This window comes from Lysinibacillus sp. FN11 (assembly GCF_024628845.1).
GTDB classification, from domain to species: Bacteria; Bacillota; Bacilli; order Bacillales_A; family Planococcaceae; genus Lysinibacillus; species Lysinibacillus capsici.
In genome coordinates, this window is record NZ_CP102383.1 from 4630853 (window position 1) to 4646216 (window position 15364).

15 protein-coding genes are annotated in these 15364 nt (G+C 37.7%); 12 read left to right on the forward strand and 3 right to left on the reverse strand.

Annotation, left to right across the window (positions count from 1 at the left end; genetic code table 11):
- Positions 1-47: 47 nt before the first annotated feature.
- The 7 genes from NP781_RS24195 to NP781_RS24225 all read left to right on the forward strand — a co-directional run bounded on the left by NP781_RS24195 (position 48) and on the right by NP781_RS24225 (position 7095).
- Entirely contained in the window at positions 48-1067 is a 1020-nt protein-coding gene (locus NP781_RS24195) for a serine hydrolase domain-containing protein (RefSeq protein ID WP_257521009.1), read from the forward strand.
- Complete coding sequence (locus tag NP781_RS24200; RefSeq protein ID WP_221683374.1) at positions 1064-2377, forward strand: ABC transporter substrate-binding protein; 1314 nt, start codon at positions 1064-1066, stop codon at positions 2375-2377. Before NP781_RS24195 ends, NP781_RS24200 begins: the two co-directional genes overlap by 4 nt.
- An 86-nt stretch (positions 2378-2463) precedes the next feature.
- A complete protein-coding gene (locus NP781_RS24205; protein ID WP_257521010.1) occupies positions 2464-3411 on the forward strand; it encodes a carbohydrate ABC transporter permease in 948 nt (315 codons plus the stop codon).
- A gap of 12 nt (positions 3412-3423) precedes the next feature.
- On the forward strand, positions 3424-4251 hold the full coding sequence (locus NP781_RS24210; protein ID WP_004227733.1) for a carbohydrate ABC transporter permease: 828 nt from the start codon (positions 3424-3426) through the stop codon (positions 4249-4251).
- On the forward strand, positions 4238-5236 hold the full coding sequence (locus tag NP781_RS24215) for an N-acetylglucosamine kinase (protein ID WP_257521011.1): 999 nt from the start codon (positions 4238-4240) through the stop codon (positions 5234-5236). The genes NP781_RS24210 and NP781_RS24215 overlap by 14 nt, the downstream gene beginning before the upstream one ends.
- A 20-nt stretch (positions 5237-5256) precedes the next feature.
- A complete protein-coding gene (murQ, locus tag NP781_RS24220) occupies positions 5257-6162 on the forward strand; it encodes an N-acetylmuramic acid 6-phosphate etherase (RefSeq protein WP_221683377.1) in 906 nt (301 codons plus the stop codon).
- Positions 6163-6213: 51 nt separating this feature from the next.
- A complete protein-coding gene (locus tag NP781_RS24225) occupies positions 6214-7095 on the forward strand; it encodes a MurR/RpiR family transcriptional regulator (protein ID WP_257521012.1) in 882 nt (293 codons plus the stop codon).
- A gap of 119 nt (positions 7096-7214) precedes the next feature.
- Here the strand turns inward: NP781_RS24225 and NP781_RS24230 are convergent, their stop codons facing one another.
- From NP781_RS24230 to NP781_RS24240, 3 genes are all read right to left on the reverse strand, one after another.
- Positions 7215-8297: an ABC transporter ATP-binding protein gene (locus tag NP781_RS24230; protein ID WP_221683379.1), complete on the reverse strand. Its 1083-nt coding sequence runs from the start codon at positions 8295-8297 to the stop codon at positions 7215-7217.
- Positions 8298-8403: 106 nt separating this feature from the next.
- Complete coding sequence (locus NP781_RS24235; RefSeq protein WP_257521013.1) at positions 8404-9264, reverse strand: PucR family transcriptional regulator; 861 nt, start codon at positions 9262-9264, stop codon at positions 8404-8406.
- A 143-nt stretch (positions 9265-9407) separates the two neighbouring features.
- The gene (locus NP781_RS24240) at positions 9408-11594 is read right to left on the reverse strand and encodes an MMPL family transporter (RefSeq protein ID WP_257521014.1); all 2187 of its coding nucleotides are present in this window, start codon (positions 11592-11594) and stop codon (positions 9408-9410) included.
- A gap of 124 nt (positions 11595-11718) precedes the next feature.
- On the opposite strand from NP781_RS24240, the gene NP781_RS24245 reads away from it, so the two are divergent.
- The 5 genes from NP781_RS24245 to NP781_RS24265 all read left to right on the forward strand — a co-directional run bounded on the left by NP781_RS24245 (position 11719) and on the right by NP781_RS24265 (position 15237).
- Positions 11719-12339, forward strand: a complete 621-nt coding sequence (locus NP781_RS24245) for a TetR/AcrR family transcriptional regulator (RefSeq protein WP_257521015.1) — start codon at positions 11719-11721, stop codon at positions 12337-12339.
- 193 nt (positions 12340-12532) lie between these two features.
- Positions 12533-12829 carry a cupin domain-containing protein gene (locus NP781_RS24250; RefSeq protein WP_221683383.1) on the forward strand — a complete coding sequence of 99 codons (297 nt, stop codon included), beginning with the start codon at positions 12533-12535 and terminating at the stop codon, positions 12827-12829.
- Positions 12830-13363: 534 nt separating this feature from the next.
- Positions 13364-13495, forward strand: coding sequence for a hypothetical protein (locus NP781_RS24255; RefSeq protein ID WP_255349861.1), 132 nt, complete (start codon positions 13364-13366; stop codon positions 13493-13495).
- An 83-nt stretch (positions 13496-13578) separates the two neighbouring features.
- Complete coding sequence (locus tag NP781_RS24260) at positions 13579-14007, forward strand: helical membrane plugin domain-containing protein (protein WP_004227758.1); 429 nt, start codon at positions 13579-13581, stop codon at positions 14005-14007.
- A 45-nt stretch (positions 14008-14052) separates the two neighbouring features.
- Complete coding sequence (locus NP781_RS24265; protein ID WP_257521016.1) at positions 14053-15237, forward strand: NAD(P)/FAD-dependent oxidoreductase; 1185 nt, start codon at positions 14053-14055, stop codon at positions 15235-15237.
- Positions 15238-15364 lie beyond the last annotated feature (127 nt).

Genomic DNA, 15364 nt, shown 5'->3' on the forward strand with positions numbered 1-15364 from the left:
AATAATAATTTACAGAAAATTTAGATATTTCATAGTGGGGTGCTTCCTTGGTAGATGCATATATAACTGGCTTAGTGAAAGAACAGAAAATTCCAGGTGCTGTATTAATTGTTCAGCAGCAAGAAAGAAGGCTATTTTCAGGCAATTATGGAGCCTATACAGCTGTGGATGGCAGCGAGCAGGCTATTTTAAGTAATACGTTGTTTGATTTAGCCTCCTTAACAAAAGTTGTCGCAACACTCCCGGCTGTTTTACTCCTGATGAGTCGAAATCAAGTTTATATAACAGATCCAGTTCAAACCTATTTGCCTGATTTTAAATATCCCCTTATTACAATCCAGCATTTATTGCAGCATTGCTCAGGATTGCCAGCAGATTTAACACCTGTAGTTAAGAGACATCATAAGCGTGACATCCTTCAGGAGGTACTGGCAAGTGATGTAGTTTGGCAGCCAAATGAACAAGTGCAATATAGTGATTTAGGTATGATTATTCTAGGAAAGGTGATTGAGAAAGTTACTGGCATTTCGTTAAAAAGTTTTGTAGAGCAAGCAGTTTTTAAGCCATGGGGCATGCATCATACATCTTTTCAACTGCCTGCGCATACAAGAAGGCTTGCAGCATCTACAGAAATGGTGGCAGGTCAATTTGTGCAGGGAATAGTCCATGATGAGAAAGCTTTATTACTAGATGGTATTGCTGGTAGCGCAGGTTTATTTTCATGTGTAGAGGATTTAGCAAAGTATGCGGAAATTTGGTTGGGGATCAAGCAACAAAGTGTGATTCCATATGAATGGTTAGAGCTTGCCTATACGGAAACTTTTAAAACGAGGGGTCTTGGGTTTGAGGTATGGGGAGGAGATGAAGCATCATTTTGTTTTGGTAGGAGGTGGAGCAAGGGTTCATTTGGTCATACAGGATTTACAGGCACGAGTATTTGGATGGACCCTGTAAAAAAGGCATTTGTCATTTTACTAACGAATGCTGTGCATTATGGGAGAAATACAAACATGGGAAGGATTAGAGAGAAGCTTCATACGATGATTTATGAAAAATTACTGATATGAAGGGTGGATCTGCTGGCATGAGACAAAAGAGTAAATGGTTATTGCTGCTTCTTTTATTACTCGTTGTGGGTTTAGTAGGCTGTAACACGAATGAGAAAATAACGACCTCAACAACACCTGATAATAAAGAGAAACCGAAAACTGAAGAGGTTTCGCTAACAATAGGGAGTTGGCGCACAGAAGATGTTGCCAAGTATGAAAAAGTGATTGCTTTATTCAATGAACAACATCCTGAAATACATGTTTCATTTAACCCAACTAAAAATACTGAATATAATACAGTCCTCAATACGGCATTACAGGCTGGAGAGGGTCCAGATATTTTTCACTTACGTCCTTATGCAGCTGGATTGAAGCTTGCGGAGGCAGGTTATGTTGAGAAAATAAACGGCTTAAATGGATTGAATGTATTTCCTGAAGAAGCATTAAAGGCATCTCGCGATGACGAAGGGAATCAGTACGGTGTACCAATTAACTTAAGCTCTACACAATTTTTCTATAATAAGAAGATCTTTAAAGATAATAATCTTGACATTCCTACTACATGGGATGAATTCATGGCATTAAATGACCAATTATTAGAAAAGGGTATTACACCAATTGCAATGGGTACAAAAGAAGGCTGGCTATTATCGTTGCTACACGGTATTGTCGGTCCTGCTGTTTATGAGGGTAATGACTTTTATCAAGCAGTGCTCGCAGGAGAAAAGGATTTTACAGATCCGCAGTTTATTGAATCCATTCAAGTAATGAATGACTTGAAAAAGTATTTTCCTGTCAATTCTGAAGGCTTAGGAATGGATGATATCCGGACTTTGTTTGCGCTAGAAGACGCGGCTATGTTCCCGTTAGGTAGCTGGGAAATTCCTGTTGTATTAGAAATGAATCCAGATTTAGATTTAGGTTATTTTCCTATTCCATCTAAAGAGAGTAATACAACAGTGACGACTTGGGTAGATGGCTCATTTGCAATCAATGCTAATTCGAAAAATAAAGAAGCGGCTAAAGTATTTTTAGAATTTTTAACAACTAAGGAATTTGGGGAGTTGTTTGTAAAAGAGTTTTCTATGATCAGTGCTATTCCTGGTATTACCTCTGACGATGCATTGTTAAATGCTATTAGTCAATCGACTGCAAATGAAGCAACGCCATATATGTGGGTAACTAATTTTACTGGTGGGGACCCAACAACAAAGAGCTTGCTTGAAAGTGAGCTACAAGGTATGTATTTAGATCAAGTAACGCCTGAAGAGGTTGCCACAAAAGTACAGGAAAACGCTAAAACTTGGTTTACGCCATTTCAAAAATAATGAAAGCATCAAGTCAGCAGACCCCTAAAGTGTTATAAGGAGTTTAGGGGTCTTGTTGTTTCATGATTAGTAAAAGGAGGCTACTCATGATAAGGGAATATACAGCTTTATCAGTAAGAAGAAGGAAATCGAGAGTAAGATGGACTATCCATCTTTTTCCTATCCCTGCACTGATAATCTATGGGTTGTTTGTACTTTATCCGATAATAGCGGCATTATCCTATAGTTTTTTTGAATGGAAAGGGATGGCTCGTGGTGATTTTATTGGTTTCCAAAATTTTGTGACGCTTTTTACGACAGAACCCTATGGCTCTATGTTTTGGAATGCCTTTAAACATAATGTCCTCTATTTTGTAGTGCAAATGATTGTTATGAATGGATTAGCTTTCTTTCTTGCCTTTATTATTTATCAAAAAATTAAAGGAGCAGAGTTTTTTAAGGCTGCTTTCTTTCTACCGCGTTTATTATCAGTTATTGTTGTAGGTTTCTTATGGAAGCTCATTCTCAATCCTAATTTTGGTACTTTAAATGTCATTTTGGAGAAATTAGGTCTTGAGACCTTACAAAAGGCTTGGCTTGGTGACCCCAAAACGGCATTAATCGCCATTATTTTAGTCAATTGTTGGTTTGGATTAGGTTTTGGTGTCTTAATTTTTCTTGCTGGCTTTCAAGGGATCCCAAGTGAGTTAGTCGAAGCTGCAAAGTTAGATGGCGCTAAGGGCTTTACTTTATTGCGTACGATTTACTTACCTTTAATGGTGCCATCAATAATGATCATGGGCATTTTAACATTTATCCAGTCGTTTGAAGCATTTGAATTAGTATATGCAATGCAGGGCTCCATGGGAGAGCCTTACTATTCTACAGATACGTTAGCAGTGTTTTTCTATCGCTTAGCATTTGGTAGCTCTACCGCTTCTGGCACAACAGCTATTGGGTTGGGTTCGGCGTTGGCTACAGTACTATTCTTATTTATATTAGTTTGTACCACGCTATTTTTACGCTTTGCCAATAAAAGGGATGTTCAAATGTAAGGGGTGAGTCTAGTGAAGCAAGGCGCTATTTGGGTTCGACCATTTTATTATCTTGTGGTGTTTACGGTGGCGACCATTAGTTTATATCCAATTTTGTTAATGATTTTATCTTCATTTAAAAAGAGCGTGGACATCTATAAAAATCCATTGGGTTTACCGACTAGCTTTAGCTTAGATACTTACCGTACATTATTAGCAAAAATTCCATTTACCACGTACTTTCTAAACAGTCTATTTGTCAGTATTGTATCTGTTGTACTAATAGTGGTTGTTTGTTCATTGGCTGCATTTTATATTGCTCGCTTTAAATTCTCTTGGAATCAGGCATTGTTCTTTATTTTTTTATTAGGCATGATGATTCCTATAAAGTTGGGGATTGTACCGCTCTTTATTTTAATGCGTGATTTAGGGCTGATAAATTCCTTATGGTCTTTAATTTTGATGAACATGGCGACAGGTATTCCACTATCCATGCTGATCTTAACTGGCTTTTTTAAAACGATGCCTTATGAATTGGAGGAAGCAGCCCGTATAGATGGGGCGGGGAACTTAAGGGTTCTTTGGCATGTAATGTTACCGTTAATGAGACCTGCACTTGGAACAGTGGTGATTATAAATTTTATTGCTTCATGGAATGATTTCTTCTTTCCTCTTATTTTTATTACAGAAAAAATGAAACGGACGATACCTGTTGGAATGATGTCACTTTTTGGGGAGCATTCGGCAGATTGGGGCTCTCTTTTTGCAGGTTTAACATTAGCTTCATTACCAATGATCCTATTATTCTTTATTGCCTCAAAGCAATTTATGGAGGGACTGACGGCTGGTGCCATTAAATAGGCAATATATTATTGGGATCGATGGTGGTGGGACGAGAACCCGTGCAGTGATTGGGACAAGAAATGGGGAAGTGCTAGCTTTTGTTGAAGGAGCTGGAACGAATATAAAATCAACCTCACCAGACGAGGTAAGGCTACATATTATCAAGCTTCTTGCCACGTTACTACAAAAGATAGATGCGACAAATAATGATATTGCTACGGTGTTCTTATGTGTGGCAGGGGGCGATCGCCAATTAGATAAAGAACGATGGGAGCAATGGATTAGCTTCCTTTTCCCTGCTAGCTCCTGTAAGATAACCATCACCAATGATGCGGTAGCGGCCCTTACTAGCGGCACATTTACACAGCAAGGGCTTGTTGTGATAGCAGGAACGGGTTCCATCGTATATGCGGTTGGAAAAAATCATCAAGTTAGTCGTGTTGGAGGATGGGGTTATTTATTAGGGGATGAGGGCAGTGGGTACTATATTGGGCAAGAGGCATTGCGATTTATTACGCGACATTATGATGCTATTGGCGTGAATGAGGATCTGTTTACAGCGACTATTTTGGAGCAGCTAGCGTTAAAAGATCCTAGTGAAATTATTACGCATGTTTATGAGCATCCACAGCCACGTGTACTCATAGCCTCTATAGCTCGTGTAGTGTTGTGTTTAGCAGAGCAAAATAATGATAGGGCACAAAAAATTATTGAACACGCTATACATCATTTAACTCAATTCATCCAAATAATATTGAAAAAAGAGCCGCAGCTAAAAGGTGACTCTATTGTCCTATGTGGAGGGTTATTCGAAAATTTATATTTTGTTCAATGCTTTCGAGAAAAATTACAGCTTGCTAAAATACTTAATCGACTAATACAGCCAGAGGTGCCACCTGTTATAGGAGCTTTCGTTAATGGACTTTTCAGTGAAGGAATTCCAATCACAGAGACTTTACAACGAAAGGTAAAAGGAACTTGGATGAGTATCCATGAAAAATAGTATGGAGGGATTTGATTTCAATGGAACGAATGACAAAACTGACGACTGAAGGCTATCATCCAGATACGACAAACCTAGACTTAATGTCCACTATTGAAATTGTAAAGCTGATGAATGAAGAGGATAAAAAAGTACCATTAGCCATAGCAAAGGTTTTACCTGAAATCGAGCAAGCTATCACAGCTGTTGTGCATGCACTAAAGAATGGCGGTAGATTATTTTATGTTGGTGCAGGGACAAGTGGGCGAATTGGTTTGCTAGATGCCGTAGAATGTCCACCTACATTTAGTACGTCACCAAAGCTTGTGCAGGCAATATTGGCTGGAGGAGTAGATGCAGTAATGATTGCCATAGAAGGTGCAGAAGATGATCTTTCATTAGGAGAGGTTGAACTAAAGAAACAGCAGCTAACAAACCAAGATGTAGTAATAGGGATTGCAGCAAGCGGTCGAACGCCTTTTGTCAAAGGGGCATTAAACTATGCTCAACAACTAGGGGCAAAAACAATCAGCTTAGTCAGCAACGCTCATTCTATTATTAGTAAGCATGCAGATATTGCTATAGAGGTGATTACAGGACCAGAAATTTTAACAGGTTCTACAAGGCTAAAGGCTGCAACAGCTCATAAACAAATATTAAATATGATTACAACGACAACCATGATTAAGCTTGGAAAGGTCTATAAAAATTTAATGGTGGACGTTCATGCTAGTAATTTTAAATTGCGTGAGAGAGCCAAACAAATCGTCTGTGAGGTAACGGGTGTTTCTTATAGTCAGGCTGAAAGTGTTCTAGAGCAAAACAATTATCAAGTAAAGCTCGCGATTGTGGTGCTACTAACGAATGCAACGATTGAAGAGGCAACGGAATTACTTGCTCAATCAGAAGGGCATGTGCGTAGAGCGGTGGCACTAAAGAAATATTGAGGAAGGAGGTGCGTGGATAACTTCCTTTTATCTAGAGATGGAGCTGGAAAAATGGAAAAAATAAATGCGGGTTTAATTATGCTTGCTGAAATGTGCGAAAAGCTTCCACTCTCCGAAAAAAAGGTGGCCAGCTATATATTAGCACATCCAACACAGGCTATAAAAATGACTGCGGTTGAACTAGGAGAGGCAAGTCAAACAAGTAGTGCAGCAGTTATTCGGCTGTGTAAATCGTTAAATATTAGTGGTGTTCAAGAGCTGAAATTGCGCATTGCTGGTGATTTACAACATGCTAAAATTGAAGATCGGGATATTGAGGCGAATGAAGCGTTGCCATCGATTGTAGAGAAGGTAACGATGCAAAGTAGTGAAATTTTGACACAAACAGCTAATTTAATAGATATTGCTGAATTAGAACGTGCCATAACGGCCTTATCACAAGCCGATAAAATTATATTATTTGGAGTGGGTGCATCAGGTATAGCAGCAATGGATGCAGATCAAAAATTTTTACGAATCAATAAAAATAGTAGGGCATTTGTGGATTTGCATTTAGGAGCTACAGCCGTTGTCAATACACAGAAGGGGGATGTGGTAGTAGGTATCTCCTTCTCAGGAGAAACGCACGAAGTGGCTAAAATCCTTGAAATAGCTAGCCAAACACCAGCCACTACAATCAGTTTAACGCGCTATGGTAGTTCACTAGTGTCTAGCCTAGCAGACATTTGTTTATATGTATCTCCCAATGTTGAAGCAACCTTTAGAAGTGGTGCCACTTCCTCACGTCTAGCGCAGTTACTTGTCATTGACATTTTATTTATAGGAGTAGTAACGAGTGCCTATGAGCAGACAGTGGATTATTTAGATGAAACACGTTCTGTTATACAAAGATTGCATAAAAAAGTGGCTAAACGAAAAAATAAAATAAAGTAACGAAGACGATGCTATTAGCTATAGCACCGTCTTCGTTTTTTATCTTAATTCAGCAAAGTTATTTGACGAGTCAGATATAAAAATTCCCTTCTTTCAAGTGGGAGCAATGCATGTTTTTATCAAAGACGCTCCTCTGTTTGAGGATTGAAGAAATGGATCTTTTCTTCCTTCATAACTAGGAAAACCTTGTCAGTTGGATGCAAATTGCTATCAGCCTGTACTCGAGCAATAAAGTTTTGATTTGCTAAAGAACAATAGAGATAAGTTTCTGCTCCTAGTAATTCTGCAACATCAATTGTTGCAGTGAACGTGTAAGGAGAAATAATATCAGTAATTTGTAAATCCTCAGGACGTATACCCATAACAATTTCTTTCCCTAAATAATCTTTTTCCTTTAATAATGACAGGTATAAGGAGGGAATAGGGAAGCTTTGCTCACCTAAAAGGATCTCGGTATCTGTTAGGCGACAGTGGAAGAGGTTCATGGATGGTGAACCAATAAAGCCTGCCACAAACATGTTTAGGGGTGTATTATATACATCTTTAGGTGTCCCGATTTGTTGTATGAGGCCATCCTTCATCACTACTAGACGGGTAGCCATCGTCATAGCCTCTGTTTGGTCATGTGTGACATAGATCGTTGTCGTTTGAATTCGTTGATGGAGCTTCTGTATTTCTGCTCGCATTTGTACACGTAATTTGGCATCCAAATTCGAAAGAGGCTCATCCATTAAAAATACCTTAGCATCTCTGACAAGTGCTCTTCCCAGTGCAACACGTTGACGTTGTCCACCAGATAGAGCTTTCGGCTTCCTTTTTAAATAATCCTCTAATCCTAAAATCTTAGCAGCTTCTTTAACACGACGATCTATTTCCTTTTTATCGACCTTTCGTAGCTTTAAGCTAAATGCCATATTATCATAGACTGTCATATGTGGATATAAAGCATAGCTTTGAAATACCATTGCGATGCTACGATCTTTTGATTCCACATCATTCATGAAAACATCGTCAATGTATAGTTCTCCCTTTGAGATATCCTCTAAGCCAGCAATCATACGTAAAGTTGTGGTCTTACCACAGCCAGAAGGACCTACAAACACAATGAATTCTTTATCATGGATATGCAAATTAAAATCAGTTACGGCTTGGATATTTTTATCGTAAATCTTATAGATATGCTCTAACCGTAATTCCGCCATACATACTGCACCCCTTTTCAAGTCATATTTTCATTGTAAATGACTTTCGAATAGAGTGATATGGAAAGCTTGCACAGTGTTGAAGGCATAATTTGTGCAGTTGGTCTTAAAGTGATTCTAAGAAAATAATTGCGAGATAAACTTCTAGTCGATGAGAAAATTGCCGAATATCCTTTTGCGTCATTTGTTGAAATTTTTCTAGGCGATTTTGTAAGGTATTACGGTGCATATACATTTTTTTAGAGGCTAATGTAATATTTCCATCGCATTCAATCAATTTCTTGATTGTATGGAGTAATTCTGGCTGAGAAGTGGCTCTTTTTAGGATAGAGGAGATAAAAATCTCTTTCTCTTGATAGGCTAGATGCTGCGTTACATATGGCACTAAAAGCTCTTGCTGTGTGAGTATATGCTTTGGTGTATAAGTCCAAATGGATGGTAGAAGGTGAACATACCAGTTAAATCGTTCCTTGGTCGTGGTGATGTTGTGTATAACATCAGAAACAAAAATCTTAAAATGAGCCTCTAAGTCTGCCATTATGGGGTTAACATAATGAGCCAAATCTAAAAACTCATGGCAGTCGATACATTCGATTATGACAAATAATTGTGGCTGAAGCGATAGCAGTATAATATCCTTCCCGAGTAAAGCTTCGAAGACTGAACGCAATAATGTAGGTGTTGTAAAGTCTTTATCAAAGTGAAGAAATAACAAACGATGCATAGGAAGAGTAGTTGGAGCAATATCTGTTTTATCTGTTAAATAGTCAAGCCAAACTATATCATAGTTATCGGATAAGACAGTGGGTTCTGAGAATATTCGCAATAGCTCATATTCATTTTGTGTCATTGTGTGTATTGGAATTTCGTAAAGCTGATTGTCAAAATTAAATACATAATTTCCATCAGTTCTACCTGAGAAGGGGCTTAATAATGGGAAACGTTGCTGTAATTTTTGAAGATCCATGCATGCCACTCCTTATTTAAATAGAATGTAATAAGGTCAATTTACTATAATTATATGATGAAATGCTTATAGTATTAATATAAAAAAAACACGGACATGAGCATGTATGACAATCATACCTAGCTAATGTCCATGTTATCTATTTAGGCATCTTTTTTAAATAGCTTACCTGGCCAGAAAGCATATTTACCTAATACTGTTGTGATAGCTGGTACAAGTAATGGTCGTACAATAAATGTATCGAGCAATACACCAATTGCTGTCACAACACCAAATTGAACAAGCACTTGAATCGGTAATGTTGCCAGCACCGCAAATGTACCTGCTAGGATGAGTCCAGCAGACGTAATAACGCTTCCTGTTCGGACAACACCTTCTTCTACTGCTGTTAAATGATCAGTGGTTTTACGCTTTTTCCAAATTTCTGAGATCATAAAGATATTATAATCCTCTCCGAGAGCTACTAAGAACACGAAAGCATACAATGGAATAGCTCCAGAAATTGCTTCGGCCCCCATAATATGATGTAAAATTAACCATCCAGCGCCTAATGCCCCAAAATAAGAAATAATAACAGTGGCTAATAGATAAACAGTTGCTGTAATAGAACGTAAATAGACAAATAATAATAATGCGATTAAGGCAATCATGGTTGGCATGATTACTGTTTCATCTCGCTTAGTTATTTGTTGTGTATCATATTGACTAGCTGTTTCTCCACCAAGCCAAACATGTTTCTCAGCGTTGTTGAGACCTTGTTCCTCTAGTATTTTAATAACCTCTTTTTGTAGTTCAGGAATATGAGCTAATGACTCCTGTGCATAAGGGTTGGCATTGAAATTGAGTTCATACAAGTGTATATTTTTATTTTTTTCGCCAATTTGTACATCTGCCACACTATCAATATAAGAGATAGCTTCAAGTTGTTGCTGTATATTAATATCAGTACCTTCTGTGTTTATTACTAATTGAACAGGTGCTAGCTCTCCAGGCGAAAAATTTTCTTCTATTAATGTAAATCCTTCTCTAGACGGCATATCTTTTGGGAAGGATGAAAGCAAATCAAATGTATATTGAATACGCGGAACAAATGCCGCCAACCCCCCAAGCAAGATGACAGTTACAGCGATAACGACCCAAGGTTTATGGGTAACAAAATGACCAATTTTATGACTGACCTTATGTGAAGGCTTATGCTGTTTCTTGCCCTTTTTCTTGGCCATTTCCTCCGTCCGAGGAGTGAAGGGGAAGAACGCTACTCGCCCAATAAGGACAAGAATTGCTGGTAGGACAACAAGTGCTGCGACCCCCATGACAAGCACACCAAAGCTAAATGGTACGGCAAAGCGTTGAAATGCGCCATAATGGGCAAGACTAAGGGTCGCTAAACCTATAACCACTGTTAGGGCACTCATTAAAATAGCACCACCCGATTCTTTAACAGCTAGCTTCATTGCGACAGTTTTATCCTCAACATCAAAGAGTATTTCTCTATATTTTGAAATTAAAAATAAACAATAGTCAGTACCTGCACCGAAAAGTAAAACAGTCATAATGGAAACAGCCTGTGAATCTTTATCTATCCATCCCTGTTCAGCAAAAAAACCAAGTGTCGGGCTAATTACACCATAGGCAAGCCCTACAACAATTAAAGGAATAATAGCTAGCAATGGCGAACGATAAATAATAATAAGTAATACCAAAACGAGTAATACAGTTGCGATTAATAGCTTCACATCTGCTTGTGAAAATAAACTGACAGCATCAGTGGCAATTCCCACTGGTCCAGAATAGCGCACATGAAGTGCATCGCTTGATAATTTATCATCTAATTGGACTTGATAACCTTCCATTATTTTTGTCAGCTTATCTAAACTATCCTGTAGTATATCTGTAGCGACACCTTTTTCAAAAAACACAGGTGTAACAATTGTTGTACCATTTTCAGAAGCGGAAGCCATTAAAGCCTGAGGAGGCATTTGATCAAATGGTGGAACCATTGTTTGATGGGCTAAGGGCTTTGCTTGCAGCTCCTTGTATACACCCTGTATAGCCGAAAAATCATCAGGTGTTAAGCCATTTACGCGATGCCACACCAACAATAGAGGTGTTCCAGCATCATTAGGAAATTGCTCTGCAATAATGGACGCAGCTTGCTCAGACATTTCCGTGTCAGGTAAGTTTTTGCCTGACTCACTTTCTATGCTATTGATTTGTGGCCAAGCAAATGAGAATACAACTACTAATAACACCCAAAAAGCTAGTGCTAATAATCTTCCCTTTTTACTTGCAACCATTGAGCCCCATTGCTCAAGTGGATGTTTTTTCATCAAAAGACCCCCATTTCATGTAAGTGACTTAATTATATATACTAGAAGGTTAATTAATCAATCCATAAATATTAATATGTTATAATATGCGTAAAAAGAATGCTTAATTAAGGAGGCGAACTTGTTGAAACAATCACCGCGTGTTCTCGGAAGACCTCGCCATGATGAAAATGCGAAACCTACAAAAGATATTGTCCTTGAAACGGCCACAAGACTTTTTATTAAAGAGGGCTACAAAAATATTTCAATGGATGATGTAGCAAAGGCTTGTAACGTAACAAAGGCGACTGTCTATTACTACTACCCAACTAAAGGGGATTTATATACATCTGCTTTAATTGCTATGATGGATCGTATCAAGCTATCTATTCTACAAATTTTAGAGCAGCCTAAACCATTTAAAGAACGACTCGAACAGCTCGTTGAAGTTCATTTATCAGCCACGATCGATATTGATATGAAAAATTTTATGAAAGAGGCTACCATCAATCTTTCGGAAACGCAGCTGAGACAAGTTCAAGCATCCGAAAATGGTATGTATCAAACAATAGAGCAGTCTATGCAAGAAGAGATGGAAAAGGGCACAATTCGAAAAGGAAATGCAAAGTTTTTCGCTCATAACTTTATGGCATTAATGACTGTAGGGTATTTTAAAGATGGCGATGGTAAAACTTTGCTAGGCTCAGTAGATGTGACGGCAAAGGAAGTAACAAATTTCTTCTGGCTTTCTGTTGAAAAACGTTAACACAAAATAGGTTTTTAAAAGGAGTTATCTCATTGTATTTGGGATACTTCTTTTTAGTGATGTAAGTCACAGACAATTAGAGCGATTCTTTTTATTATAGTAGGGGTGTGGCCTAGAAAGTAGTGGAACATCGTAACTCAAAAAGAAACTATATTAGCCTAAAACTAGGGACAACAGTAATGGGGGAATGACAATGACAATTATATCAATCCAAGCAATGCTAGAAGAAAAGACTAAACATATTGGTAAATTAGGGAGTATCGCTGGTGCAGATATTTTGAACATTCAATTGCGTGCAGGTGAAAAAATTCCTGAGCATCATGCGGACAATGAAGTGCTAATTATTGTTCAATTTGGTGAAGCTCGCTTTATCGTTGAAGGTGTGGAGGAAATTTTGACACCAGATACAATTTTAGCTTTAAAACCATCTGAAAAGCACAGCTTAGAAGCAATTACAGACGTTCGTGTTATTGTAATTAAATTAAAATAAAGAAAAGCTCCTACTTTATATGGAGTTTTTTATATGCTCATTTTTGAAGAACTATAATTTTATGTGGTGACAGACGTGCAACGATAGAGATGCCTTGTAGAAGCTGTTTATGCTTCATAAACGTTTGATACAACAGTTGCACAAGCCCAGCTTTCTGCTCGTATAGAGGAGACGAAAAATCATTAGAGTGAAGCTATTTCTAAAGAAGTGAGTGAAAGACTTGCTTCCTTTATTCTAAAATCTGCTTCGTTAGCCAAGAATGATACATTTCTATTGACACTAACAAAAAAGATTTAACTTCCTTAATGAATACTACTAGAGAAACCTTAAGCCGTCGATTATCTGCTTTCCAAAACTAAGGGTATATAGAGATGACAGGAAAAAGAATTGTCAATAAAAATTATGATGCGTTGGAAAATTTATTATAGCAAGACAGTTAATAGTTGATGAAATCAATGAATTTTGAAAAGATTGTCGAAATTGTGATATAGCTCATTGAAATAATGTACAAACAGTCTTATAATGAAGGTTGTAATGTCACCAAGACAAGATAAGGATGGTATTATGATGCGCTTTTTGCGATTTAAAGTAAACATTGTAATAACAAGTCATACGAATCGCTATCCAGCCCTTGTGACTGGTGATTGTGTAAGATATACGCTGTAACGACTGTTAAGTTTTACCTTAATGGTCTTTTTTACATGTAAGCAATAAAAAATAGTACTAGTGATGGCAAAGGAGAGTTCAAAATGTCAGAAACGAATAACCAAACACAGGCTGAACAAGTAACTGTGAGTAAAGAGCAATTAGATGTACTAGATCAATTATTAAAGCCTGAAGTTCAAGAATCACTTACAACTTTAGTTGAGCAATTACCGAAGTTAACTGAAATGATGACATTATTAACGAAATCATATGAGTTTGCTCAAGCTGTTGCAACAGACGAAGTGCTTAAAAACGATACTGTTGGAGCAGTAACAGAAATCGCTGGTCCTGTAGTTGGCTCTGCGAAAAACCTTGCAGCAACTGCAATTGAAGCGAAAGACCGTGCATCTGAAAGCCATGAAGTAATTGGTTTATTCGGTCTTGTGAAAATGTTAAAAGACCCTCAAGTTCAAAATGTTTTCCGTTTTGTTAATGCTTTCTTACAAGTAAGCTCAGAACGCAAAGCCAAATAAGACTCAAGGTAAATTCAATTCGTAAGGACGGAGGATTAATTAATCATGTCAAAAGAAATCGTCATCTTAGGTGCAGGTTACGCTGGCGTTTTAACTGCATTAACAGCACGTAAGTATCTATCAGCTGATGAAGCTAAAATCACTGTAGTAAACCAATTCCCAACACACCAAATTATCACTGAGCTTCACCGTTTAGCTGGTGGTACAATTGCAGAAGGTGCTGTTGCATTACCACTTAAAAAAATCTTTAAAGGTTTAGATATTGACCTACACATTGCGAAAGTATCCAAATTTAATGTTGATACTAAAAAAGTTGATCTAGATAATGGTTATACATTAACTTACGACACACTTGTAGTGTCTTTAGGTAGCCAAACAGGATTCTTTGGTATCCCAGGATTAGAAGAAAACTCTATGGTTCTTAAATCAGTAAATGATGCCAATAAAATCAACAAACATATTGAAGACCGCATTGAAGCATATGCACAATCTAAAGATGAAGCAGATGCAACAATCGTTATTGGTGGTGGCGGTTTAACAGGTGTTGAGCTTGTTGGTGAAATCGTGGACAACTTCCCGAAAATCGCTGCAAAACATGGTGTTAATTTTGCTGATCTTAAAATTAAACTTGTTGAAGCTGGTCCGAAAATCTTGCCAGTTCTTCCAGATACACTTATCCAACGTGCTACTGAAAGCTTAACTAAACGTGGCGTAGAATTTATTACAGGTACACCAGTAACAGGTGTTGACGGCAACGTTATTTCTTTAAAAGATCGTGAACCAATTGTTGCAAATACACTTGTTTGGACAGGTGGGGTAGCTCCACTTCCAATCGTAGGCGAATCAGGTCTAGCTGCTGATCGTGGCAAAGCAACGATTAATGAATTCTTACAATCTACATCTCACGAAGATGTCTTTGTTATTGGTGATGCATCGGTTGCCCTACCAGCTGATGGAGGTCGTCCACTATACGCTCCAACAGCACAAGTTGCATGGCAAATGGGTGAATGTGCTGGTTATAATGTATTTGCACAATACAAAAACCAAGACATGAAAGCATTCTCAGCTGTAAACTCTGGCACACTTGCAAGCTTAGGTCGTAAAGATGCTGTTGCTACAATTGGTGCGAGCAACACAGAGCTTAAAGGCCTTCCTGCAACATTAATGAAAGAAGCTTCTAATATTCGTTACTTAACACATATTAAAGCTTTATTTGGTTTAGCCTATTAAAAAACAAAACACTCACTACTATCACGCTATGTCGTTGTTAGTAGTGAGTGTTTGTTTTTTTCTTAAAATGTATATTAATTACTTTAAATCCAGTAAAATAAATACATATTCATATTCTATTTTCTGA